The sequence below is a fragment of the Enterobacter hormaechei subsp. hoffmannii genome, from assembly GCF_001729745.1.
Taxonomy (GTDB): Bacteria; Pseudomonadota; Gammaproteobacteria; order Enterobacterales; family Enterobacteriaceae; genus Enterobacter; species Enterobacter intestinihominis.
On the sequence record NZ_CP017186.1, the window covers coordinates 1,093,483 to 1,117,303 of the forward strand.

The window sequence follows — 23,821 nt, forward strand, 5'->3', positions numbered from 1 at the left end:
GAAGGTTAAACCTTCCATCAAGGGGAAGGTCAAGGGGGAAATGTGAATATCAGCGATGTTGCGAAAAAAACCGGCTTAACCAGCAAAGCGATTCGCTTTTATGAGGAAAAAGGGCTGGTGACGCCACCGTTGCGCAGTGAGAACGGCTACCGCAGCTATACGCAGCTGCATCTTGATGAACTGACGTTACTGCGCCAGGCAAGACAGGTAGGATTTAACCTTGAAGAGTGCGGCGAGCTGGTTAACCTGTTTAACGATCCGAAACGCCACAGTGCCGACGTGAAAAAACGTACGCTGGAAAAAGTGGCGGAGATCGAACGCCATATCATCGAATTACAGGCGATGCGTGAGCAACTGCTACAGCTGGCAGAATCCTGCCCGGGAGATGACAGCGCCGAGTGCCCGATTATCGACAATCTTTCCGGCTGCTGCCACCGTAAAACCCACGCCTAACAGGCTTTAACCCGCAGGGTAATGCCTTCTACCGCAATGACCTCAACCCGCGTGCCGGCGCTGAGGTCATCATCGGCCACCACCGGCCATGAACTGTCCCCCACACGCATATGACCGCGTCCGTTGATCAGCGCGTTATCAAGCGTAAAACGTTTACCCACGATCTGCTGCCCACGCTGATTGAGATGCGCGTCGACCGGCTTCTGCGCCTTCACCCGTTTGTTCAGCCAGCGCCACCACAGCCAGGCGGCCAGCAGCGTCAGCACGGCAAACAGCGCGCCCTGCCACTCCCAGCCGACAGGCAGCAGCCAGACGACCAGCCCGGTAATCACAGCGGCAACACCGCTCCACAGCAGATAACCGTTGCCGCCAAGCATCTCGGCGGCCAGCAGCAAGCCGCCAAGGCTTAGCCAGAACGCATGAGGATGTGCAACGATGAGCTCAATCATTTTTTACGCTCGTTTCCGCCGTCTTTGATCAACTCGGCAATTCCGGCGATAGATCCCATCAGACTGCTGGCATCCAGCGGCATCATCACCACTTTGCTGTTGTTCGCAGAGCCGATCTCCTTCAGCGCATCGGTATATTTTTGCGCGACGAAGTAGTTCACAGCCTGGATATCCCCGGCGGCAATCGCCTCGGAAACCATTTGCGTCGCGCGGGCTTCCGCTTCTGCCGAACGTTCACGCGCTTCTGCCTGGAGGAAGGCAGACTGACGGTCGCCCTCGGCTTTCAGGATCTGCGACTGTTTTTCCCCTTCCGCTTTCAGGATCTCGGCCTGACGCACCCCTTCGGCTTCAAGAATATAGGCGCGTTTGGTACGCTCGGCCTTCATCTGCGCATTCATGGAAGCAATCAGCTCTGCCGGTGGGCGCACGTCGCGGATCTCAATGCGGGTCACTTTGATCCCCCACGGATTGGTGGCTTCATCAACAATGTGCAGCAGGCGGGTATTAATGCTGTCGCGCTGGGAGAGCATTTCGTCCAGCTCCATCGAGCCAAGCACGGTACGGATGTTGGTCATCGTCAGGTTGACGATCGCCAGCTCCAGGTTGCTCACCTCATAGGCCGCTTTCGGCGCATCAATCACCTGAATAAAGCACACCGCATCGATGGTGACGTTGGCGTTATCCTTAGAGATGACTTCCTGGGAAGGAATATCCAGCACCTGCTCCATCATGTTGATTTTACGCCCAATTCTGTCCATGAAGGGGACGATCAGGCTTAAACCCGGCTGAAGGGTATTGGTGTAGCGACCGAAACGTTCGACGGTCCACTGGTAACCCTGCGGGACAATTTTGACGCCTGCGCCCACGATAACCAGCGCAACGAAAATAAGGACAGGAACAACGATGAGCATAAAAACCTCCTGTTTTGCATGCCGTAACGAGAAAAATTGCGTATTTGTTGAACGTAAGTATATCGGTTAACGGGCGGGATTTCGCCCCTGTAAAGAGGTGGGAACCGGACTGGTAAAATTAAAACGCCCCGCCAGGAGAGCGGGGCGCATAGCGTTACTCTTCAGACCAGGAATAGCTGAAGTCGGTGATAAACCCATCCCCGGCGTCAGCGATGGCTTTCGATAAGCCCTGATAGTATTTTTCCAGGCCGATGGCCTCTATCTGCTGGATCTGCTCGCGAACGGGAGCGCAGAACAGTACTGCATTGCCCGCTCCGACACGTTTGTTGTTCGGCGGCAGATCGCCGGTAATCCCCTTAAACCAGGTTCTGATCCCTTGCTTTAAGCTGTGCGGCGCTTTTGCAAGATCCTTCTGGCCTGTCAGCACCTGTAAGGTGGGGAACTCATTTGCATTGACGGCGGTTTTCATGCGTGCAAAGAACGCGGTAAAAAGCTCAAAAGAGCCGAGATCCGTGACGCGAGGCTTGGTGGTTTTTCCGTTTTTATTGCCCATTTTTCCGGCAGGGGCTGTAGGCGCCGGAACCACATTGACCTTATGCAGATCCAGACCAAACAGCAGATTGCAGTGCGCCCGGCGCTCTTTAAGCGGGTAGGACATTAGCACGTCAATAAACGCTGTCGCCTTCACATCGGCCAGGTCATGGTTAATCAGCCATTGCGAGCGGGCAAATTCCGCGGGGGAAACGAACCAGTCCGGCACCTCAGTAAAGCGTCTGGATTTACCCTTGCCGTCAAACTCGAGAAAGTAAGCCCCATCATCGAAAGCAAAATAGCAGTTTTTAAAGCTTCCGATCGTGGTGTTAACGATGAGCGCCTTCTTAACAAAATCGACCACCTCTGCACCCATGACAAAACGCGTGAGTTCAGAAGAATTGATGACTTCCATTAATGTTTCCACATCTGGAACACCAGGCTTCAGGGAAGAGAACTCATAAAAGATATGTGTCATGTTGCTGACTTCCTGTAGTTATAGAGGTGACAATTACCGAACAAAAAGTTTAACACTTGCGATAGGTTAAGGCTATTCGCGCAGCGTAGCGGAAAGGATTATGCTAAAGGCTGTTCTTATCACAGCGGTTAACGGAATCGGAATGAATAATAAAAAAAATCTTCTGGATATCAGGGATGTTGGCTTTCGTGTGGGTGATAACACCATCCTTCAGCACGTCGATTTTTGTCTCTCTCCGGGCGAATTTAAACTCATAACCGGCCCCTCCGGCTGCGGCAAAAGCACCCTCCTGAAAATCGTGGCTTCGCTACTGAGTCCAACGGAGGGAACCATCCTGTTTGAAGGGAAAGATATCGCCACGCTTACACCGGAAAGCTATCGCCAGCAGGTGTCATACTGCGTGCAAACGCCGTCCCTGTTTGGCGACACGGTGTACGACAATCTGGTTTTCCCCTGGCACATCCGCAACCAAACGCCCGATCCGAAAAAGTTTGCGGACGATCTGACCCGTTTTGGGCTTCCGCCGGAGACGCTGACCAAATCGACTGCCGAACTGTCAGGCGGGGAAAAGCAGCGCGTCTCGCTGATCCGTAACCTGCAATTCCTGCCGAAGGTGCTTTTGCTGGATGAAATCACCAGCGCGCTGGATGACGCTAACAAGCGCAACGTCAATGAGATTATTCATCGCTACGTCCGTGAACAGGATATTGCCGTGCTGTGGGTGACGCACGATTCAAATGAAATTAGCCATGCGGATGATGTCATCACGCTCAGGCCGCAGGGCGGGAAAATGGAGGAGGCTCACCGTGGGTGAACATAACATAACCAACGAATCGCTGGCGCTGTCGATGGTCCTGGTGCTGGTGGCGATTGTGGTCAGCTACCGGGAGAAGCTGGGGCTGGAAAAAGATATTCTGTGGAGTATCGTTCGCGCGGTCATTCAGCTCATCATCGTCGGCTATGTGCTGAAATACATCTTCAACGTCAATCATGCCGTGCTGACCCTGTTGATGGTGCTGTTTATCTGCTTTAACGCGGCATGGAACGCGCAGAAACGCAGTAAATACATCGATAAAGCGTTCCTCTCGTCGTTTATTGCCATCACCACCGGGACCGCGTTAACGCTGGCGGTACTGGTGCTCTCCGGCTCGATAGAATTTACGCCGATGCAGGTGATCCCCATTTCCGGGATGATTGCGGGCAATGCGATGGTGGCGGTCGGGTTATGCTACAACAATCTGGGGCAACGCTTCAGCAGTGAACAGCAACAGCTTCAGGAGAAGCTAAGCCTGGGCGCGACACCGAAGGTGGCCTCGGCGCGGTTGATCCGCGACAGCATTCGTTCTTCGCTGATCCCAACGGTGGATTCCGCCAAAACCGTGGGTCTGGTGAGCCTGCCGGGCATGATGTCGGGGCTAATTTTTGCCGGTATCGATCCGGTAAAAGCGATTAAATACCAGATTATGGTGACGTTTATGCTGCTCTCTACGGCGAGCCTGTCGACGATTATTGCCTGCTATCTGACCTATCGGAAGTTTTACAACGCGCGCCACCAGCTGGTGGTGACGCAGTTGAAAAAGACGGGGTAATATCGGCTTCTGTAGGCCCGGCAAGCGTTAGCGCCACCGGGCATTTTTGTTAGTAAAGCAATGCGTACAGCTGACGACGATACTTAGACGCCAGCGCGTCACCGGTGCCGAGCGCGGCCAGGATCTCCTGGAACATCTTTCGCGCCTGACCGTCTGCGGCGCCCAGGTCCTTCTGAAGGTGACTAAACAGCAGCTCCAGCGCCTCTTCATTACGCCCCACCTGGTGAAGCTGAAGCGCCAGCTGGCTTGCCAGCGCGGCATCCGCCGGGTTGTCCGCAACCTGCTGCTGAAGTTGCTGAATTTCAGGGGTATCCGCCGCCTGTTTCAGCAGGTCAATCTGCGCCACCAGGCCCTGATAGCGGGTGTCCTGATCCTGCATCGGCACCGTTTTCAGCACGGCTTCCGCGTCTTCGGGGCGGTGCAGCGCAATCTGGGTCTCTGCCAGCAGCAGACCAATCTGGCTGTTCTGGTTCGACAGCTGCCACGCGTCTTTTAACAGCGGCAGCGCCTCGTCGTACTTGCCTTCCTGCATCAGCGCCATGGCTTCCTGCGCTTTCAGCTCTTCTTCGCGCGGCAGGACTTTATCCAGCAGGGCGCGGATCGCCTCTTCCGGCTGAGGCCCCTGGAAGCCATCCACCGGCTGACCGTTCTGGAACAGGTAGACGGTTGGGATCGCACGCAGGCCAAACTGGGAAGCCACCATCGGTTCGGCGTCACAATCCAGCTTCGCCAGAATGAATTGACCGTTGTACTGCGCGGCAAGGCTTTCCAGGACCGGCGTCAGCTGCAGGCAGTGTTGGCTGCGTTCAGACCAGAAGTAGAACAGCACCGGTGTAGTCATTGACTGTTCGAGTGTCTGTTGCAGGTTAGCTTCAGTTATGTTGACGATATTCTGTACGGACATGCGGCATTCTCTTTTATCGGTTTACTCTTTACATGGGGGTAAGCGTCGTCGCTTCAACTCAACCCTGCAAAATTTTGTCCATCATCCGCCCCGGCAGCAGGCGTTTTAACCAGCCGACGGCATGGGTCACCAGCGTCACCGGATAGCGCATTTTAGGGGTATCGCTCTCAAATGCGTGGCGCACTTTGGCAACCACGGCTTCTGGCCCAAGCGTAAAACGCGCCGCGATACCGGGATTTTCGACCGGTTGGTCCGCCTGCGTCTGGTTAACGTTTTCCGTAAAGCGGGTGCGGATGGGGCCCGGTTCAATCAGGCTGACCTTAATGCCGCTGTGGCGCAGCTCCATGCGCAACGCATCGGACCAGGCTTCAAGCGCATATTTACTGGCAGCGTAAGCCCCGCGTCCCGGCGTGGAGATCAGGCCCATCACCGAGGAGGTCATGACAATCCGCCCTTCGCCGTGCGGCAGCATGGCGGGGAGAAGGCGCATGGTGAGCTGATGCGCCCCAAAAAAGTTTGCGGAGAACTGCTGCTCCAGCTGTTCCCGTGAGAGGGTCTGTAGCGGGCCGTATACGCCATAGCCCGCATTGTTGAACAGGCCGTAAAGCCGGTTGTTGGTCAGGGCGATAACCTCATCGGCGGCCTGCTCCACGCTCTCTGGCGAATCGAGATCCAGCAGAATGCCGGTAAATCCCAGCCCTCGCATGCGTTCGACATCTTCGGGTTTGCGGCAGGCCGCCAGCACCCAAAACCCCTGACGTTTCAGTTCAAGGGCGCTTTCAAGGCCAATTCCGCTGGAACATCCTGTTATTAAGACCGATTTTTGCATAACTTTACCTGTCAGGTTCTCAGCTGTTTGACGAGTCATGTTTTACTAAAGGAGCCAGCCGGGTTGCCATCCAGTCGGCAATGAACGGCTGGGCATCGCGATTGGGGTGAATGCCATCATCCTGCATCCACTGGGGTTTCAGATAGACCTCTTCCATGAAAAATGGCAGCAGCGGAATATCAAACTCTTTGGCAAGCTTAGGATAGATCGCGCTAAACGCCTCATTATACCGACGGCCGTAGTTAGCGGGCAGGCGAATTTGCATCAGCAGCGGCTGGGCGTTAGCGGCCTTAATGGTCTGCAAAATAGTCCGCAGCGTTTGCTCCGTTTGCTGTGGCTGGAAGCCGCGCAAACCATCATTACCGCCCAGTTCGACCAGCACCCAACGCGGTTGATGCTGCTTAAGCAGGGCAGGCAGGCGCGATAAGCCTTGCTGCGACGTATCGCCGCTGATGCTGCCGTTAACGACAGACGCCCGGGACTGCCATTTATCATTGAGCAGGGCGGGCCAGGCCGCACTGGCCGCCATACGATAGCCCGCGCTCAGGCTATCGCCCAGAATCAATAACGTGTCCGCAGCCGCCGCGCGGAAGGTCATCAGCATCAAAAACAGGAAGGGCAAATGCCAGCGGAAAACATTGTTGAAGTTCATCGTCTTAAGAAGTCCGTCGGTCAGGGAGAACACGAGCTTTCCATCCTCACCGGAGTTGAACTCGTTGTCAAACGTGCCGAAACCATCGCCCTGATTGGCGAATCCGGTTCCGGTAAGTCCACGCTGCTGGCCATTCTCGCCGGGCTGGACGATGGCAGCAGCGGGGAAGTGAACCTGGTCGGCCAGCCCCTCCACGCGCTTGATGAAGAGGCGCGCGCCGCGCTGCGTGCCCGGCATATCGGGTTTGTCTTTCAGTCATTCATGCTGATCCCAACCCTCAACGCGCTGGAAAACGTTGAGCTGCCCGGCCTGCTGCGCGGTGAAAATACCCGCGAAAGCCGCGATCACGCCAAAGCGTTGCTGGAACAGTTGGGGCTGGGAAAACGTCTCGACCACCTTCCGGCACAGCTTTCCGGCGGTGAGCAGCAGCGCGTGGCGCTGGCCCGGGCGTTTAACGGGCGCCCGGAAGTGCTGTTTGCCGATGAGCCCACGGGCAATCTCGACCGTAAAACCGGGGACAAAATTGCCGATCTGCTGTTTTCACTCAACCGCGAACACGGCACCACGCTGATTCTGGTTACCCACGACCCGCAGCTGGCCGCCCGCTGCGACCGCCGCCTGCGGCTGGTGAACGGTGTTCTTCAGGAGGAAGCATGATTGCCCGCTGGTTCTGGCGCGAATGGCGCTCGCCCTCGCTGCTGATTGTCTGGCTGGCGTTGAGTCTGGCGGTGGCCTGCGTGCTGGCGCTCGGCAGCGTCAGCGATCGTATGGAGAAAGGGCTTAGCCAGCAGAGTCGGGAATTCATGGCGGGGGACCGGGCTCTGCAAAGTTCTCGCCCCGTGCCGCCGGGCTGGATTGAGGAAGCGCGCAAAGAGGGGCTGAAGGTGGGAGAGCAAATCACCTTTCAGACCATGACCTTTGCGGGCGACACGCCACAGCTTGCCAGCGTAAAAGCCGTGGATGACATCTACCCGATGTATGGTGACTTACAAACCAGTCCGCCGGGGCTAAAACCGACGGCCGGTACGGTACTGCTGGCATCGCGTCTGATGGCGCTGCTGAACCTGAAACCCGGCGACAGTATCGACGTCGGCGACGCGACCCTCAAAATTGCCGGGGAAGTGGTGCAGGAACCCGACTCCGGATTTAATCCGTTCCAGCTCGCGCCGCGCCTGCTGATGAACACCGCTGATGTGGCGAAAACCAACGCCGTCCAGCCGGGTAGCCGCGTCACATGGCGCTATAAGTTTGGCGGGACGCCTGCTCAACTGGAGGCGTATGAAAAATGGCTCCTGCCTCAGCTCAAGCCGGAACATCGCTGGTACGGGCTGGAGCAGGATGACGGGGCGCTCGGCAAATCCCTCGAGCGTTCTCAGCAGTTTCTGTTGCTGTCGGCGCTGTTAACCCTGCTGCTGGCCATTGCGGCCGTTGCCGTGGCAATGGGGCACTACTGCCGCAGCCGTTACGATCTGGTGGCGATCCTCAAAACTCTCGGCGCGGGCCGGGCACAGCTGCGCAAGCTGATTGTCGGCCAGTGGTTGATGGTGCTGGCGCTGTCGGCTCTGACCGGCGGGGCGATAGGGCTGCTGTTTGAAAAGCTGCTGATGGTGCTGCTCAAACCGGTACTGCCCGCTGCGCTGCCGCCTGCCAGCCTCTGGCCGTGGCTGTGGGCCATCGGCGCGATGACGACGATCTCCCTGCTGGTGGGGTTACGCCCCTACCGGCTGCTGCTCGCCACCCAGCCGCTGCGCGTGCTGCGCCGGGATGTGGTGGCCAGCGTCTGGCCGCTGAAGTTCTATCTGCCGGTGATTATTGCGGTGGCAGTCGGGCTGTTGGCCTGGCTGATGGGCGGCAGTACGCTGCTGTGGGCGGTGCTGGCGGGCGCGGTGGTGCTGGCGCTGCTGTGCGGCGTGGTGGGCTGGCTATTGCTCAATCTTCTCAAAAAGCTGACGGTGAGATCGCTGCCGGTTCGGCTGGCGGTTAACCGACTGCTGCATCAGCCGTGGTCCACGCTCAGCCAGCTCTCGGCATTTTCGCTGTCGTTTATGCTGCTGGCGCTTCTGCTGGTGCTGCGCGGGGATCTGCTGGATCGCTGGCAGCAGCAGCTTCCGCCGGAAAGCCCGAACTATTTCCTGATCAACATTGCTCCCGAACAGGTGACGCCGCTGAAGGGGTTCCTGTCTGAGCATCACATTATTCCGGAATCGTTCTATCCGATCGTGCGCGCCCGCCTGACGCAGATCAACGGCCAGTCCACGGAGGGAAATAAGGATGAATCGCTCAACCGCGAGCTCAACCTGACCTGGCAGGCGAAACGTCCGGACCATAACCCGATCGTTGCCGGCACCTGGCCGCCGAAAGCGGGGGAAGTGTCGATGGAGGAGGGGCTGGCGACACGCCTGAACGTGAAGCTCGGCGATAGCGTGACCTTTACCGGTGATACCCAGGATTTCACCGCCAAAGTCACCAGCCTGCGCAAAGTGGACTGGGAAAGCCTGCGGCCAAATTTCTTCTTCATCTTCCCGCCGGGCGCGCTGGACGGACAGCCCCAGAGCTGGCTGACCAGCTTCCGCTGGGAAAACGGCAACGGCATGCTGACGCAACTGAACCGGGAATTTCCGACGGTGAGCCTGCTGGATATCGGCGCGATCCTCAAACAGGTCGGGCAGGTGCTGGAACAGGTGAGCCGCGCCCTGGAGGTGATGGTGGTGCTGGTGACCGTCTGCGGCCTATTGTTGCTGCTGGCGCAGGTACAGGTGGGCATGCGCCAGCGTCATCAGGAGCTGGTGGTCTACCGCACGCTGGGGGCCAGTAAAAGGCTGCTGCGCGCCACGCTGTGGAGCGAATTTGCCCTGCTCGGGCTGGTGGCGGGCCTGGTGGCGGTCATCGGGGCGGAAACCGCACTGGCGGTGCTTCAGACGAAAGTCTTTGATTTTCCATGGGAGCCTGACTGGCGGCTGTGGCTCACGCTGCCCGTCTGCGGCGCGGTGCTGCTGTCCCTGTGCGGTGGCTGGCTCGGGACGCGGCTGTTGAAAGGTAAAGCGCTGTTCCGCCAGTTTGTCAGCTAGTTTACTTGCGTGATGATGACGCACCGGCATTTCTGCTGGTGTGTCATCACTTAATAGCACAAATCGTTAATGCTCATGCATTTAGTAGCACAAAACATTAAAAACCCGCCCACACAGCCCGAATTTTTCCGGTTAATATTCACCAGCTAAATATTTAGCAGCGTGTCTATCAAGGAAAAAGAATGACTATAAGAAAAACAGCGCTGGCGACAACGATCGGCGCAGCAGTGGCATTGGCTTCTTTCGCATCTCAGGCGGAAATCACCCTTCTGAAACAGGATCCGCAGGCGGGTAACCCGCTGAGCCGTCTGAACTTCACCGTTGGCGGCAGCATCCGTCCTCAGTTCCAGAACATGACCGGTGATGACGGCAAAAACGGCTACAAGCGTAACGGTTTTGACGGCGGTACCCGTTTCCGTTTCGCGGCAGACTACTACCTGTTCGATGACATCAGCTGGATCACCTACTACGAGCTGGGTGTGAACATTCCGGCGCAGTTTAACTGGGATAACCACTACGCCGACGGCGCGCACGACACCTCACGCCGTATGCTCTACACCGGTCTGAAGAGCGACACCTGGGGTACGCTTACCTTCGGCCAGCAGAACAGCGTGTACTATGACGTGGTGGGCGCGAAAACCGATATCTGGGACTACGACATGATTGGTCAGGCGTCGGGTAACGGGATCAACGGCGACTACGACGGCTCTTACCGTTCACGCCAGATGCTGAAGTACAAGAAAACCGTGGGCGATGCTGACATCTACGCCTCTTACCTGTTTGAAGACAGCGAATACCTGCCGGGCAACGGCCTGCGCTACAAGCGCAAAGGCGGCGGTTCACTGGGTATCGATTACCACCTGACCACCGATCTGACCTGGGGCGCAGCGTGGAACTACACCCGCGCGGACATGCGTAATCCGGACAACGGCGACAGCAAATCCTACGACCAGAACATTCTCGGCACCGCACTGAGCTGGACGCCGGATAACTGGACCTTCTCCGCAGGCGGCGGCTGGTATCAGAACTTCATGACCACCAAAAAAGTGTCCGTTAACGACTACTTCGCCGGTGATGCATGGGGTATTGAATACTTCGCAGGATACAAATTCCCGGTCGGTCAGTATGCGGTGAAATCCATTCAGCCGTACTTCATGGGCGACCGCATTGAGTACGTGAACGGCCGTAACTACCAGCGCATCGACAACGGCGTAGGTATCAGCGTCCAGCTGGACTACGGTTTCCGCGTGGATTACGAACACGTGTTCACCTCCAGCACCGACAACCTGGGCGACATGAACCTGGTGCGTCTGCGTTACGACTTCTGAGTTGTCATGTAGGGTGCGGCCTGATGCCCTCACCCTGACCCTCTCCCACGGGGAGAGGGAAAAAACATTAAAAACGGCAACCCAGGTTGCCGTTTTGCTTTTACCTCGCCACCCGGCTTTATTTTTCAGCGATCAAGCCATTCGGCAATTTCTTCGTACGTCCCGCGAAAAACAATCTTCTCCGCTTTCTTCTCCAGCTGATAGCCGTACATCGGGTCGTAATAGTCCTTCAGCAACGGCACAAGCCAGCTGAAGTGCTCGTCAGTGCTTCCAGAGCGCTGTTGTTCCAGCAGCGCGGAATCTAATAGCGCGGTAAATTCCGCGAATCGTTGCAGCCCCAGACGACGGCGGATGGCGAACAGGCCGTGATGCAGGTATTCGCTGTAGGCTTTCCAGCCCGCTTCTTCACCGTAGGCGGCAAAAAAATCGGCCCACATGTGGTCGAAATACTCTTCGCGCAGGCGCTCAAGACGGATCTCAAACGGATCTTCGACCACCACGACAGGCGCTTCCGCCATGCGGTCGCGCAGGCACTCCGGCAGGTGGTTAGAGCCAATCATCCGGCCCTCATCCTCCAGCACCCAGCGCGCGGCATCTTTTTTTAGCAGCTCGACGGCAAGGTGATTCTCGAAGCTCGCCTGAGAAAGTTGCGGGGTGAGCGTGCGGCCAAATGACGAGCCGCGATGGTGCGCCAGCCCTTCCAGATCGATGCCCTGCGCATGCTGCTTCACCAGCAGCGTTTTGCCGTTTCCGGTACAGCCACCGATAAGCACCATCGGTTTTTGTGACTGCTCAATCGTCACCTGAATTGCCGTCTGGCGCAGGGCCTTATAGCCGCCGCGGATCAGCGGATAAGCGATTCCCGCCTCTTTAAGCCAGGCCTGGGAGATATGTGAGCGCTGGCCACCGCGCGCGCAGCAAAGGTAGCCCTCAGGATGGGCCAGGCTGGCTTCGCGCCAGGCGTTGATGCGCGCCTCTCGCGTCTCGCCGTTGACCAGGCTATGGCCGAGCGTCAGTGCGGCGTCCGGACCCTGGCGTTTATAGCAGGTGCCGACGGCGGCACGCTCGTCGTCGTTCATTAAGGGCAGGTTGAGTGCGGCGGGCATCGCACCCTGGACAAATTCGATCGGCGCGCGAACGTCGATTAAAGGGGTATCGGACGCGAGGATCGCGCGATAGTCCGTTCCATCGTTCATGGTGGTTCCAGAAGAAAGCTAAGCAGCAATGGGCGGGAATTGTACGCCGGGGAAGGGGAAGGTCAACTCCCCGGCGGGGGTTACTTACTTCAGTTTTGACTGCGCCCAGACAATCCCGCTCGCGTATTCTGGCGGCAGCAGGGGAACAATCGCTTCCAGCGTGGCGCTCAGGCGATCCGTGTCGGTATCGTTCAGGTTCAGGTGGCCGACCTTACGACCCGGGCGCACCGCTTTGTCGTACCAGTGCAGGTGCACCAGCGGCAGCTTCAGCCAGTCGTAGTTCAGATCGGTGCCGATCAGGTTGATCATCACCGACGGGCTGGTCACCACCGGCTGCGGCAGCGGCAGGTCAGTGATGGCGCGCAGGTGCAGCTCGAACTGGCTGATGGAGGCACCGTTTTGCGTCCAGTGGCCGCTGTTGTGCACGCGCGGCGCAAGTTCGTTGATCAGCAGACCCGATGGCGTGACGAAACACTCCATCGCCATTACGCCCACATAGCCCAGCTCATGCATGATGGCAGAGAGCATCTCTTCCGCCTGCGCCTGCTGGTCAGCATTGGCCTGCGGGAAGGCGACGCTGGTGCGCAGAATCCCGTCCTGATGCAGGTTATGCGTTAGCGGGTAAAAAACGGTGTGCCCGTCATGCCCGCGCGCGCCCACCAGCGACACTTCACCGCTGAAGTTTATGCCCTGCTCAACGATGCACTCGCCGTAGCAGTCGTCCGGCAGCTCGGCGGCGTCGTTCGCGCGCAGGCGCCACTGCCCGCGACCGTCGTAGCCGCCGACACGACGCTTCACGATCGCCAGATCGCCCAGCATGGCGAAGACGTCATTCCACTCGCTTTTGTCGGACAACAGCTGCCACGGCGCGGTCGCAAGGCCGAGCTTGTCGAACAGCTGCTTTTGCGTCAGACGGTCGGCGATGATCGGGAAGACGTCGCGGTTCACAAAGGCGTTATGGCGCGCCAGCTCGCGGGTCAGGGCGGTTTCCGGCCAGCGTTCAATTTCGGCGGTGATCACGCTCTGATGGAACGGCACGGCTTCCGGCTCGGCGTCCAGCCCGACGGGCCAGACGGCAATACCCAGCGGCTCACCGGCCTGACGCAGCATCCGGCCAAGCTGACCATTACCAAGAACGCAAACCTGCTTCATGCTGCACCCCGCGGATCCGGGTTATCCAGCACCTCGTCGGTCTGGGCTTTACGCCACTCCGCCAGGCGTTGATGTAAGTCATTATCATGCGTCGCGAGGATCTGCGCGGCCAGCAGGGCGGCATTTGCGGCACCCGCCTTACCAATCGCCAGCGTACCGACAGGGATACCGCGCGGCATCTGGACGATAGAGTACAGGCTATCAACCCCGCTTAACGCGGCGCTTTGCACGGGAACACCCAGTACCGGCACCAGGGTTTTGGCGGCAATCATGCCCGGCAGATGTGCTGCGCCGCCCGCACCGGCAATGATCACCTCGTAACCGTTCTCTTCGGCGCTTTCGGCGAAGCTGAACAGTTTATCCGGCGTACGGTGCGCGGAAACCACTTCGACGTGGTGCGGAACATTCAGGATTTCAAAGATTTCGGCGGCGAACTGCATGGTAGCCCAGTCGCTTTTGGACCCCATCACGATGGCGACACGCGCCGGATTATTGCGGGAAGACATGCGTCTTAAAACTCCTGTGGTGCGGAACACACTGCTTTCGAGGGCACAGAGAATAGCATGTAATACCGGCAAGGAAAACGGTTGCGTGGTCGGGAAATGGGCGAAAAGACGGGGAGGCGTTAAAACGGGAAGGCGATCAGTTCAACACCTTCCGGCGTGACTTTGACCATCGATCCTTCGCTGTGCCAGGCGCCTAAAACCACGCGATGGGCGGGCTCGCCGTTGGCGATAAGGGAATGCACATCGGGACGATGGGTATGGCCGTGGATCAGCCACTGAACGCGATGCTTCTCCATCACGTTCACCACCGCCTGCGGGTTGACGTCCATGATGGTCATCGATTTGCTGCTGTTGGCGGCCTTGCTGCCCGCGCGCATTCTGGCGGCGATGCGGTTGCGGATAAACAGCGGCAGGGCGAGGAACACTTTCTGGATCCACGGGGTGTGAACTTTGGCGCGAAACGCCAGGTAGCCGGTATCGTCAGTGCATAGCGTGTCGCCGTGCATGATCAGAATATTGCGGCCATAGAGGTCAAGCACCTGCTCTTCCGGGAGCAGCGTCATTCCGCTCTCGCGGGCGTAGCGCTGGCCGATCAGGAAATCACGGTTGCCGTGAATGAAATAGCAGGGGACGCCGGAATCCACCAGGGCTTTAATGGCAGCAGCCATCTCACGGTGCAGCGGGTTCGGATCGTCGTCGCCTATCCAGGCCTCAAACAGGTCACCCAGAATGTACAGCGCATCGGCGCTTTTCGCTTCACCGCGTAAAAAACGCAGAAAACCGGCGGTTATCGCCGGTTCTTCTGTTTGCAGATGCAGATCCGCAATAAAGAGTGTCGCCACGAATTACTCGCTGACGGTCACGCTTGTGATCACAACGTCTTCTTTAGGAACGTCCTGGTGCATACCGCTGCGGCCAGTAGAAACGGCTTTGATCTTGTCGACCACGTCCATGCCTTCAACCACTTCTGCGAATACGCAGTAGCCCCAGCCTTGCAGGCTTTCGCCAGAGAAGTTCAGGAAGTCGTTGTCCGCCACGTTAATGAAGAACTGTGCGGTAGCAGAGTGCGGGGCCTGAGTACGGGCCATTGCCAGCGTACCGCGGGTGTTTTTCAGGCCGTTGTTCGCTTCGTTTTTGATCGCTTCTTTCGTCTCTTTCTGGCGCATGCCAGGCTCGAAACCGCCGCCCTGGATCATAAAGCCGTTGATCACACGGTGGAAAATAGTGTTGTTGTAGAAACCTTCGCGGCAGTAGTCCAGGAAGTTTTTAACTGTTTCAGGCGCTTTGTCATCAAAGGTTTTGATTACGATATCGCCATGATTAGTGTGGAAAGTAACCATTTTTGCATCCTGTTCCGTTATTGTGGTGCGTCGACCCGTGCTCGGGTCACATATAGGGGCTTGTTATAGCATAACCACAGGACACGATCACCTTGCATTGTGTGCTGACCGTGCTCCGAATTATGGGTATTATAAGGAACAAACAATCCACACACGTGTTTACATGGAATCTTCGATGTTAAAAATCTTTAATACAATGACGCGCCAAAAAGAGGAATTTAAACCTATCCATGCCGGGGAAGTCGGCATGTACGTGTGTGGTATTACGGTTTACGATCTCTGTCATATCGGCCATGGCCGTACCTTTGTCGCGTTCGACGTGGTGTCCCGCTACCTGCGCTTCCTGGGCTATAACCTGAAGTATGTGCGCAACATCACCGACATCGACGACAAAATCATTAAACGTGCTAATGAAAATGGCGAAAGCTTTGTCGCGCTGGTGGATCGCATGATCGCCGAAATGCACAAGGATTTTGATGCCTTGAATATTCTGCGCCCGGATAGCGAGCCGCGTGCGACCCACCATATTCATGAAATCATTGAGATCACCCAAAAGCTGATCGAGCGCGGTCACGCCTATGTGGCGGACAACGGCGACGTGATGTTCTCGGTGCCGACGGACCCAACCTACGGTGCGCTTTCCCGCCAGGATCTGGACCAGCTCCAGGCCGGTGCACGCGTGGACGTGGTTGACGTGAAGCGTAATCCGATGGACTTCGTGCTGTGGAAGATGTCCAAAGCGGGCGAACCGAGCTGGCCATCCCCGTGGGGCGAAGGGCGTCCGGGCTGGCACATTGAATGTTCCGCGATGAACTGCAAACAGCTGGGCAACCATTTCGACATTCACGGCGGCGGTTCGGATCTGATGTTCCCGCACCACGAAAACGAAATCGCGCAGTCCACCTGTGCTCACGGCGGCGAGTACGTGAACTACTGGATGCACTCCGGGATGGTGATGGTTGACCGCGAGAAGATGTCGAAATCGCTGGGTAACTTTTTCACCGTGCGCGACGTGCTGAAGTATTACGACGCGGAAACCGTGCGCTACTTCCTGATGTCCGGCCACTATCGCAGCCAGCTGAACTACAGCGAAGAGAACCTGAAGCAGGCGCGCGCTGCGCTGGAGCGTCTGTATACCGCACTGCGCGGCACCGACAGGTCTGTTCCGGCCGCTGGCGGCGAGGCGTTCGAAGCCCGCTTCGTTGAGGTCATGAACGACGACTTCAACACCCCGGAAGCCTACTCCGTGCTGTTCGACATGGCGCGTGAGGTGAATCGCCTGAAGTCAGAAGATATGGCGGCGGCGAATGCGCTGGCGTCTCATCTGCGTAAGCTCTCTTCCGTGCTCGGCCTGCTGGAGCAGGAGCCGGACATGTTCCTGCAAAGCGGCGCGCAGGCGGACGACGGTGAAGTAGCGGAAATTGAAGCACTGATTAAAGCGCGTCTGGAAGCGCGTCAGGCGAAAGACTGGGCGGCGGCGGATGCGGCGCGTAACCGTCTGACCGAGATGGGTATTATTCTGGAAGACGGCCCGCAGGGCACCACCTGGCGTCGTAAGTAAGTCCGTAATGCCCGGTGGCGCTTACGCTTACCGGGCCTACAGGTGAAAGCAGGCCGGGTAAGGCGTAGCCGCCACCCGGCTTTTTTTACCTTCTCTTCTTCCACCATAATACTCCCATCAGCACGATTCCCGGCAGCCACACCCACAGCAGTTCCGAGATAATCACCTGATGCCCGTACGGCGTGGTATAGCGCGACAGTGCAAACGGCGCGACCTTAATCACCTGCCACGGCGCAAAGAAGCGCTCATCTGACCAGGGCCACAGCCAGCCGACGCCTTTCCCGCCGGTGGTAATCGAATCCAGCAGGCTGTGCGACAGCAGCGACACGGTTAAAAACAGCCAGCAGCGCGACAGGCTGGCCCGGAACCATCGACGCCCAGCCAGCACGCAAAGTATGGGCACTACAAAGGCAAACAGCAGCGAATGAGTGAAACCGCGGTGGCCGAAAATATTCCCGTAGGCGACACCGAATTTAAACGCCAGTATGTCAGCGTCAGGCAGCATGGCGAGGACGATCCCGGCAAACAGCAGGCGGGGTGGGATGACTTTGGTTCCGAGCCCTAAGCCCAGACACAAAGGTACGGCAGCGTGGGTGATAACGGTAGGCATTGCATTTATCCATGGCAAATCATGGAAATATAGCAGTCATCTCGCGCTATAAGACCCATGCTAAATTCTGAATTTACGCCGATTCCCGCGCGATAAGCTGGCCGGAGAGGGTAATACGCTGCGTTTGCAGATCCGGCTCCTTCAGCCTGCGGATCATCAGCCCTGCCGCCTGGCGGCCTGTCTCTTCGCTGGCAGACGAAACGTAAGTCAGTGACGGCGACGTGAGGTTTACGTGAAGCATATCTTCAAAGCCGATCAGCGCCACCTGCTGAGTCAGGAAAACATCTTTGCCCACCGTGCGCCCCACCTGGTGAATGCCGGAGATCGAACCGATCATCGCGTCCGGCGAATGGCAGAGCAGGGCGGTAATCGTGTTGTTCTTCTCCAGCAGCTGGCGAGTCGCCATGGCCGCCGCCTGCGTATCATCGGTGCAGGCGGGAGAATATTCCTCACGCCAGACCAGGCCGTTCTGCGTCATCGCGCTGCGAAAACCGAGCAGGCGCTGCTCGCGAATACGGCACCCGTCGCGCCCGCCAATGTAGGCGATGGTGCGGTGCCCGCGCTCGATAAGATAACGCGCGGCCAGGTTCGCCGCCTGGCGGTTATCGCGCATCACCAGGTTGCATTTCTCTTCCAGCAACGACTGCGAAACCGCCACAAGCGGCAGCGGGCATTGGCGAATGTGTTCCGGGAGAGAGGCGGCGCGGGTGTCCGACGCCAGATAGATGACGCCCGCCACGCCCTGCTGCTTAAATGAGAGCAGGGTACGCTCAAGATGTTCGTCGTCGTTCAGCGGCTGACCGAGAAAAACCATATAACCCTGTTTCTCCAGCTCCTGAACGATGCTCGCCATCACTTTGATGGAAAAGCTGTCGCTGAAGTCCCGCAGGATCAGGCCGATTAAATTGGAGGTGTTGGCGCGAAGGTTGGCAGCGGCGACGTTATGAACATAGCCCAGCGTTGTGATGGCGGCATTGACCTTCCCGATCGTCGCCTCTGAGATTTTCCCTTTCTGGCGCAGCACCAGCGACACGGTAGAAACCGACACGCCCGCATGCTTTGCAACATCAATAATGCTGACTTTCTTCAAAACCGCTCCCTGAAATTTACCGATTATCAGCCAGATAAGAGGCGTACCCCAGCGTACAGGAGACGCCTCCTTCAGGCATCTTATTATTTGCCAATCATCGTTGACATGGTCTGGGCGATAAACTGTGCTCTGGCCCCGAAAATCACCTGTATCCCGTTATCGCCAACAAACACCACGCCGCGCGCGCCCAGCCCGTTCAGCCCGTCCCGGTCCACCGCTTCGCTCTTCGCCACTTCCAGACGCAAACGCGTGATGCAGGAGCCGACAGAATCAATGTTCTGCGCACCGCCCAGCAGGCCGATGATTTCGGTGGCAAGTTCGGAATCGGACTTGTCATTCGCGCTGGCGGTCACTTCGGTGCGGCCCGGCGTTTTCACGTCGAAACGGCGGATCACGAAGCGGAACGTGAAGTAGTAAATCAGGGCCATAGGGATACCGATGATAATGGCGCTCAGGAAGTTGGTCTGATAGCCGTTAAACGACGGCAGGATCCCGAACGACAGGTAGTCGATAAAGCCCGCCGAGAACGACTTGGCGATGTGCGCATGCAGCAGGTACATGGTCATGTACGCCAGGCCCGCCATGATGGCGTTGAAGACGTAAAGGATTGGCGCCACGAAGATAAAGGTGAACTCTACCGGCTCGGTGATGCCCGTCAGGAAGCAGGTGAGGGCGGCGGAGAAGAGAATACCGGCCGCAATTTTCTTATTCTTCGTATGCGCTTCATGGTACATCGCAAGGCACGCCGCAGGCAGCGCGAACAGCATCAGCGGGAACTCGCCCTGCATGAATTTCCCGGCGTTCTGGTAGGTATCGCTGCTGAAGGATTTCACCCCTTCTTCGAGCATCTTGAACCAGATGGTCTGGTCGCCGTGGATCACCTGACCCGCCTGGGTGGTGTAATCCCCGAACGAATACCAGAAGGAGGGATACCAGATGTGGTGCAGGCCGAGCGGGATCAACGCGCGCTCCACCAGCCCGAAGATAAAGGTCGAGGCCGCCTGGTTATCGCCGTTCACCACCACGGACAGGGCGTCGATCCCGGACTGAATATGCTGCCACACGTACGGCAGCAGCAGGCCGAGCAGGAACGACAGAAATGCCGTCGCAATCGCCACAAAACGCTTCCCGGAGAAGAAACCGAGGAATTCCGGCAGCTGCATGGTGTGGAAGCGGTTGTAGCACCAGGCCGCGAGAATACCGCAGATCAGGCCGCCAAAGACGCCCATTTGCAACGTCGGAATGCCGACGACCATGGCGTATTTCCCGCCCTGGGAGGCCATTTCCGGCGTAATGCTCAGCACGGTGCTGATGGTTATGTTGGTGACAAACACCGAGACCGCCGCAGAGAGTGCCGCAATGCCGGATTCCGAAGCCAGACCGACGGCAGAGCCGATGGCGAACAGCATCGGCAGGTTATCAAAGATAACCCCGCCGGCGTTCATCATCAGCGGCAGGTGGAACTTATCGCCGAAGGCCAGCAGCAGGCCCGCAGCGGGAAGCAGTGAAATTGGCAGCATTAAGGCGCGACCAATCATCGATAACTTAGACAGCGATTTAACAAACCCTGATATCAGACTCATGCTGATTTCCCCCCGAGTAGCGCTATTTTCGCGCTGTTATTGTAAGTATAACGTTTTAGTAGAACGTTCTACTTATCGTGGGGAAAGTCTGAAAATCGCGCAACATAATTTTCACGTTTCGCCAGAGGGAATAGTGATTATTTGAAGTTGATCGATAATTAACCGTGATGGGTGTGAGGGGATTGTGAGAGAAATTGCCGGGTGGCGGCTTCGCCTTACCCGGCCTACAAACGGAGACAGTACGTAGGCCCGGTAAGCGCAGCGCCACCGGGCATCAGACAGCTCAGGCCGTCACGGTCACGCTCTGACCTGCAAAGCTCACGGTCTGGCCCGCGACAATTTTGCAGCGCTTGCGGGTTTCCACCGCGCCGTCTACTTTTACCTGCCCGTCGGCGATGACGATTTTCGCCTGCGCACCGCTTTCGCTCCAGCCTTCCAGCTTCAGCAGATCGCACAGCTCAACGTGCGGATGTTTACCTAAAGAAAAAGTTGCCATGATTACGCGTCCTCTACGTCGTGATACTCCTCGCACGCCTGCAAGGTATTCTGAATCAGTGTTGCGACCGTCATCGGGCCTACGCCGCCCGGGACCGGAGTAATATAGGAGGCTCGCGCTGCGGCATCTTCATACACCACGTCGCCAACCACTTTGCCGTTTTCCAGACGGTTAATACCCACGTCCACGACGATTGCGCCCTCTTTGATCCACTCGCCCGGAATAAAGCCCGGCTTGCCGACCGCAACGATCAGCAGATCGGCGTTTTCGACGTGATGACGCAGGTTTTTGGTGAAGCGGTGGGTGACGGTGGTGGTGCAGCCCGCCAGCAGCAGCTCCATGCTCATCGGGCGGCCCACGATGTTGGAGGCGCCAATCACCACGGCGTTCAGGCCATAGGTGTCGATGTTATAACGCTCCAGCAGCGTCACGATGCCGCGCGGGGTGCACGGACGCAGGCGCGGCGCGCGCTGGCACAGGCGGCCCACGTTATACGGATGGAAACCGTCAACGTCTTTGTCCGGCGCGATACGCTCCAGCACCTTCACGTTGTCGATGCCCGCAGGCAGCGGCAGCTGAACCAGAATGCCGTCGATCTCTTTATCGGCATTCAGGGTGTCAATCAGTTCCAGCAGTTCTGCTTCGCTGGTGGTTTCCGGCAGATCGTAAGAGCGGGAGACGAACCCCACCTCTTCACACGCTTTGCGTTTGCTGCCGACATAAATTTGCGAAGCCGGGTTGCTGCCAACCAGCACAACGGCCAGCCCTGGGGCGCGTTTTCCGGCGGCTATACGCGCCTTCACTTTTTCCGCAACCTCAGAGCGCACCTGCTGCGCAATCGTTTTACCGTCAATAATCTTTGCTGCCATCAGAGAGAAGATTCCGTCTGTAACGTTAGAAAGGGGGGATTACCTGTATTTTGTCAGAAGCGAGCGCCGCTGTCAGTCACCCTTTACGAGATTTCATCGATGGCCCGCAAAACCCCTTCTCAGGGCATGGTCAATTTCTTAGAGGCGATTAGGATGTGACCTGGCAAAATGGCAGCGTTTTGACATATTACAAAATAGATTCCTGAGCTACTTTGTCCTCTCCGAAATAAGCCTTCAATTTTTTAATTGAACGTATTTCTTATTCCCGAATATGCGCGGGAAGGGTTATTTACATTTTAAAGGAATAGACATGAAACTCAGCAACATTGCTTCTACTGTTATTGCAACTCTGGCCCTGGTCGCGGGTGCCGCTCACGCAGAAGATCCGGTAGCACCTGTATCTGTAAACGGTGGTACGGTGCATTTTAAAGGTGAATTAGTGAATGCCGCGTGTTCAGTGAATACTGACTCTTCAGAGCAGACGGTTAATCTCGGCCAGTACCGTACCGCGAAATTCACTAAAGTGGGTGACACCACCTCCAATATTCCCTTCACCATCGAACTGAACGACTGCGATCCTGCGGTAGCGAAAACCGCTGCTGTCGCGTTTACCGGCCAGATCGACGCCACCGACAAAACGCTGCTGGCGGTAAGCTCCGGTAACAACGACAACTCCGCGAAGGGCGTAGGCATTGAGATCCTCGACAGCAAATCCTCCACGCTGACCCCGGACGGCGCCACCTTCTCTGCGGCGCAGAACCTGATTGAAGGGACTAACACCCTGAACTTCACCGCGCGCTATAAAGCCACGGCGGCGACCACCGCGCCAGGCCAGGCAAACGCGGACGCAACATTCGTAATGAAATACGAGTAATGCCTGAGTACAGGGATGTGGCTGGCCTCAGGGAAGAGGTCTTTTGATCGCCTATACCGGGAGCGAAGGATGACAAGGACTGGGATACTGCTGTGTGCCCTTGCGATTGCCTCAGCAGTAAACGCACATACCGTTGTCATAGACGGCGGCAAAGTACACCTCAGGGGAGAGCTGGTTAACGGCGGCTGCGCCGTGGCCCCGGACAGCCAGAATATGCGCGTGGATATGGGGCAATACCGCACAAACGCCTTTTCCGGCGTCGGCAGCTTTTCCACGGTTAATGTGCCTTTCACCGTACGTCTGCTGGATTGCAGCGTGGACGTCTCCCGCACCGTGGGGATCCAGTTCCAGGGAGTGACACCGGCAGAAGACCCGCAGGTTTTCCTGGCGACATCGCGGCCGGGGGAAAATGCGGTCAGCAGCGGTGTCGGACTGGCGCTTTTTGACGAACAGCAACGTCAGATCATCCCGAACGCGACGGCAGTGAGCTGGTTACCCATTAACACCCGCGAGCTGGTATTTCATTTCAGCGCCCGCTACCGGGCTATTTCCGAACACCTTGTACCAGGCACTATTCAGTCGAATGTCTGGTTTACGTTGATTTATCCCTGACGCCTGCGAACTAATTATTAAAGGTACGGTTGTGATGAACACCCTGATTAAACCTGGACTGTTTTTAACTTTTATTTTGATGATGGTTTCTGCCAGCGCGAATGCATCCGGCGGAATTGCGCTGGGCGCGACGCGCGTTATTTATCCGGCCGATGCAAAACAAACGTCGCTGGCGATCACCAACAGCAATAAACAAGAGCGCTATTTAATTAACGCGTGGATAGAAAATGCCAACGGGCAAAAGGAAAAAACCTTTGCCGTCACGCCGCCGCTGTTTGTCAGCGAGCCGGCCAGCGAAAACACCCTGCGCATTATCTACGCAGGCCCGGCGCTGCCTGCCGATCGCGAATCACTCTTTTACATGAACGTCAAAGCGATTCCCTCCGTCAGCAAAAAACATCAGGACGGCAACAACGTCCTGCAACTGGCCATTCTGTCACGCATCAAGCTGTTTGTTCGCCCGGCTAACCTGGCGATGCCGCCGGAAGAGGCGCTCTCACAGCTGCGTTTTGAGCGCGTCGGCAACCATCTTAAGGTGAGCAATGCCTCGCCGTATTACGTCACGCTGGTCAATCTGAAGCTCGGCGGTCAGACGCTGGAGAACCTGATGGTTGCTCCGAAAAGCTCGGCGCAGCAGGTGCTGCCTGCCGCAGCGAGCGGCACGCTCTCCTGGCAGAGTGTGAATGACTACGGTGCCATTACGCCGGCGCGTAGCGTCAGCCTGTGAGCAGAGACAGGGC

Annotated in this window: 26 protein-coding genes; 10 read left to right on the forward strand and 16 right to left on the reverse strand. The window is 57.3% G+C overall.

Annotated features, from left to right (window positions below; all coding sequences use genetic code 11):
* Positions 1-42 precede the first annotated feature (42 nt).
* Positions 43-453 carry a Cu(I)-responsive transcriptional regulator gene (cueR, locus tag BFV65_RS05075; RefSeq protein WP_017383222.1) on the forward strand — a complete coding sequence of 137 codons (411 nt, stop codon included), beginning with the start codon at positions 43-45 and terminating at the stop codon, positions 451-453.
* Here cueR and BFV65_RS05080 read toward each other — a convergent pair.
* The 3 genes from BFV65_RS05080 to BFV65_RS05090 form a co-directional block, all read right to left on the reverse strand.
* Positions 450-902, reverse strand: a complete 453-nt coding sequence (locus tag BFV65_RS05080) for an NfeD family protein (protein WP_023305604.1) — start codon at positions 900-902, stop codon at positions 450-452. The two genes, cueR and BFV65_RS05080, sit on opposite strands and share 4 nt — an antisense overlap.
* Positions 899-1,813: an SPFH domain-containing protein gene (locus tag BFV65_RS05085; protein ID WP_003858941.1), complete on the reverse strand. Its 915-nt coding sequence runs from the start codon at positions 1,811-1,813 to the stop codon at positions 899-901. The genes BFV65_RS05080 and BFV65_RS05085 overlap by 4 nt, the downstream gene beginning before the upstream one ends.
* A 154-nt stretch (positions 1,814-1,967) precedes the next feature.
* On the reverse strand, positions 1,968-2,822 hold the full coding sequence (locus BFV65_RS05090) for a hypothetical protein (RefSeq protein ID WP_058646023.1): 855 nt from the start codon (positions 2,820-2,822) through the stop codon (positions 1,968-1,970).
* Between the two features lie 142 nt (positions 2,823-2,964).
* On the opposite strand from BFV65_RS05090, the gene fetA reads away from it, so the two are divergent.
* The gene (gene fetA / locus BFV65_RS05095; protein ID WP_023305606.1) at positions 2,965-3,636 is read left to right on the forward strand and encodes an iron efflux ABC transporter ATP-binding subunit FetA; all 672 of its coding nucleotides are present in this window, start codon (positions 2,965-2,967) and stop codon (positions 3,634-3,636) included.
* Positions 3,629-4,411, forward strand: coding sequence for an iron efflux ABC transporter permease subunit FetB (gene fetB, locus BFV65_RS05100; protein WP_022647290.1), 783 nt, complete (start codon positions 3,629-3,631; stop codon positions 4,409-4,411). Before fetA ends, fetB begins: the two co-directional genes overlap by 8 nt.
* Before the next feature lie 49 nt (positions 4,412-4,460).
* Here fetB and BFV65_RS05105 read toward each other — a convergent pair whose 3' ends face one another.
* The 3 genes from BFV65_RS05105 to tesA are packed head-to-tail and all read right to left on the reverse strand — an operon-like array spanning position 4,461 to position 6,796.
* Positions 4,461-5,315 carry a co-chaperone YbbN gene (locus BFV65_RS05105; RefSeq protein ID WP_022647291.1) on the reverse strand — a complete coding sequence of 285 codons (855 nt, stop codon included), beginning with the start codon at positions 5,313-5,315 and terminating at the stop codon, positions 4,461-4,463.
* 58 nt (positions 5,316-5,373) lie between these two features.
* Positions 5,374-6,183 (reverse strand): SDR family oxidoreductase, encoded by an 810-nt coding sequence (locus tag BFV65_RS05110; RefSeq protein WP_087878403.1) that lies wholly within the window; start codon positions 6,181-6,183, stop codon positions 5,374-5,376.
* Positions 6,164-6,796: a multifunctional acyl-CoA thioesterase I/protease I/lysophospholipase L1 gene (gene tesA, locus BFV65_RS05115; RefSeq protein ID WP_003858933.1), complete on the reverse strand. Its 633-nt coding sequence runs from the start codon at positions 6,794-6,796 to the stop codon at positions 6,164-6,166. Before tesA ends, BFV65_RS05110 begins: the two co-directional genes overlap by 20 nt.
* Between tesA and ybbA the strand changes: the two genes are divergently transcribed.
* The 3 genes from ybbA (at position 6,767) to BFV65_RS05130 (ending at position 11,192) form a co-directional block, all read left to right on the forward strand.
* A complete protein-coding gene (gene ybbA, locus BFV65_RS05120) occupies positions 6,767-7,453 on the forward strand; it encodes a putative ABC transporter ATP-binding protein YbbA (RefSeq protein ID WP_006809828.1) in 687 nt (228 codons plus the stop codon). The genes tesA and ybbA overlap by 30 nt on opposite strands.
* Positions 7,450-9,864, forward strand: coding sequence for a putative ABC transporter permease subunit YbbP (gene ybbP, locus BFV65_RS05125; protein ID WP_069596312.1), 2,415 nt, complete (start codon positions 7,450-7,452; stop codon positions 9,862-9,864). The genes ybbA and ybbP overlap by 4 nt, the downstream gene beginning before the upstream one ends.
* A gap of 182 nt (positions 9,865-10,046) precedes the next feature.
* On the forward strand, positions 10,047-11,192 hold the full coding sequence (locus BFV65_RS05130; protein ID WP_022647296.1) for a porin: 1,146 nt from the start codon (positions 10,047-10,049) through the stop codon (positions 11,190-11,192).
* Between the two features lie 125 nt (positions 11,193-11,317).
* On the opposite strand, the gene mnmH is transcribed toward BFV65_RS05130, so the two are convergent.
* From mnmH to ppiB, 5 genes are all read right to left on the reverse strand, one after another.
* A complete protein-coding gene (mnmH, locus tag BFV65_RS05135; protein WP_069596313.1) occupies positions 11,318-12,388 on the reverse strand; it encodes a tRNA 2-selenouridine(34) synthase MnmH in 1,071 nt (356 codons plus the stop codon).
* 84 nt (positions 12,389-12,472) lie between these two features.
* Positions 12,473-13,540: a 5-(carboxyamino)imidazole ribonucleotide synthase gene (gene purK / locus BFV65_RS05140; RefSeq protein WP_063841917.1), complete on the reverse strand. Its 1,068-nt coding sequence runs from the start codon at positions 13,538-13,540 to the stop codon at positions 12,473-12,475.
* On the reverse strand, positions 13,537-14,046 hold the full coding sequence (purE, locus tag BFV65_RS05145) for a 5-(carboxyamino)imidazole ribonucleotide mutase (protein ID WP_023299481.1): 510 nt from the start codon (positions 14,044-14,046) through the stop codon (positions 13,537-13,539). The genes purK and purE overlap by 4 nt, the downstream gene beginning before the upstream one ends.
* A 119-nt stretch (positions 14,047-14,165) precedes the next feature.
* Positions 14,166-14,888, reverse strand: coding sequence for a UDP-2,3-diacylglucosamine diphosphatase (gene lpxH, locus BFV65_RS05150; protein WP_022647299.1), 723 nt, complete (start codon positions 14,886-14,888; stop codon positions 14,166-14,168).
* A gap of 3 nt (positions 14,889-14,891) precedes the next feature.
* Positions 14,892-15,386, reverse strand: a complete 495-nt coding sequence (ppiB, locus tag BFV65_RS05155) for a peptidylprolyl isomerase B (protein ID WP_000256009.1) — start codon at positions 15,384-15,386, stop codon at positions 14,892-14,894.
* A 175-nt stretch (positions 15,387-15,561) separates the two neighbouring features.
* On the opposite strand from ppiB, the gene cysS reads away from it, so the two are divergent.
* Entirely contained in the window at positions 15,562-16,947 is a 1,386-nt protein-coding gene (gene cysS, locus BFV65_RS05160) for a cysteine--tRNA ligase (RefSeq protein ID WP_058676938.1), read from the forward strand.
* An 85-nt stretch (positions 16,948-17,032) separates the two neighbouring features.
* On the opposite strand, the gene BFV65_RS05165 is transcribed toward cysS, so the two are convergent.
* The 5 genes from BFV65_RS05165 to folD form a co-directional block, all read right to left on the reverse strand.
* Positions 17,033-17,557, reverse strand: a complete 525-nt coding sequence (locus BFV65_RS05165; RefSeq protein ID WP_069596314.1) for a metal-dependent hydrolase — start codon at positions 17,555-17,557, stop codon at positions 17,033-17,035.
* A 73-nt stretch (positions 17,558-17,630) separates the two neighbouring features.
* A complete protein-coding gene (gene malI / locus BFV65_RS05170) occupies positions 17,631-18,647 on the reverse strand; it encodes a Mal regulon transcriptional regulator MalI (RefSeq protein ID WP_023299483.1) in 1,017 nt (338 codons plus the stop codon).
* A gap of 83 nt (positions 18,648-18,730) precedes the next feature.
* Positions 18,731-20,230 (reverse strand): PTS transporter subunit EIIC, encoded by a 1,500-nt coding sequence (locus tag BFV65_RS05175; RefSeq protein WP_003858916.1) that lies wholly within the window; start codon positions 20,228-20,230, stop codon positions 18,731-18,733.
* Between the two features lie 283 nt (positions 20,231-20,513).
* Positions 20,514-20,726 (reverse strand): ribosome-associated protein YbcJ, encoded by a 213-nt coding sequence (gene ybcJ / locus BFV65_RS05180; protein WP_017694378.1) that lies wholly within the window; start codon positions 20,724-20,726, stop codon positions 20,514-20,516.
* Positions 20,727-20,728: 2 nt separating this feature from the next.
* Positions 20,729-21,595, reverse strand: coding sequence for a bifunctional methylenetetrahydrofolate dehydrogenase/methenyltetrahydrofolate cyclohydrolase FolD (gene folD / locus BFV65_RS05185; RefSeq protein WP_022647304.1), 867 nt, complete (start codon positions 21,593-21,595; stop codon positions 20,729-20,731).
* A 310-nt stretch (positions 21,596-21,905) separates the two neighbouring features.
* On the opposite strand from folD, the gene fimA reads away from it, so the two are divergent.
* The 3 genes from fimA to fimC all read left to right on the forward strand — a co-directional run bounded on the left by fimA (position 21,906) and on the right by fimC (position 23,808).
* On the forward strand, positions 21,906-22,469 hold the full coding sequence (gene fimA, locus BFV65_RS05190) for a type 1 fimbrial major subunit FimA (protein ID WP_022647305.1): 564 nt from the start codon (positions 21,906-21,908) through the stop codon (positions 22,467-22,469).
* A gap of 69 nt (positions 22,470-22,538) precedes the next feature.
* Positions 22,539-23,081, forward strand: coding sequence for a type 1 fimbrial protein subunit FimI (gene fimI / locus BFV65_RS05195; protein ID WP_023305613.1), 543 nt, complete (start codon positions 22,539-22,541; stop codon positions 23,079-23,081).
* 34 nt (positions 23,082-23,115) lie between these two features.
* Positions 23,116-23,808 carry a type 1 fimbria chaperone FimC gene (gene fimC / locus BFV65_RS05200; protein WP_022647307.1) on the forward strand — a complete coding sequence of 231 codons (693 nt, stop codon included), beginning with the start codon at positions 23,116-23,118 and terminating at the stop codon, positions 23,806-23,808.
* The last annotated feature ends 13 nt before the right edge of the window (positions 23,809-23,821 follow it).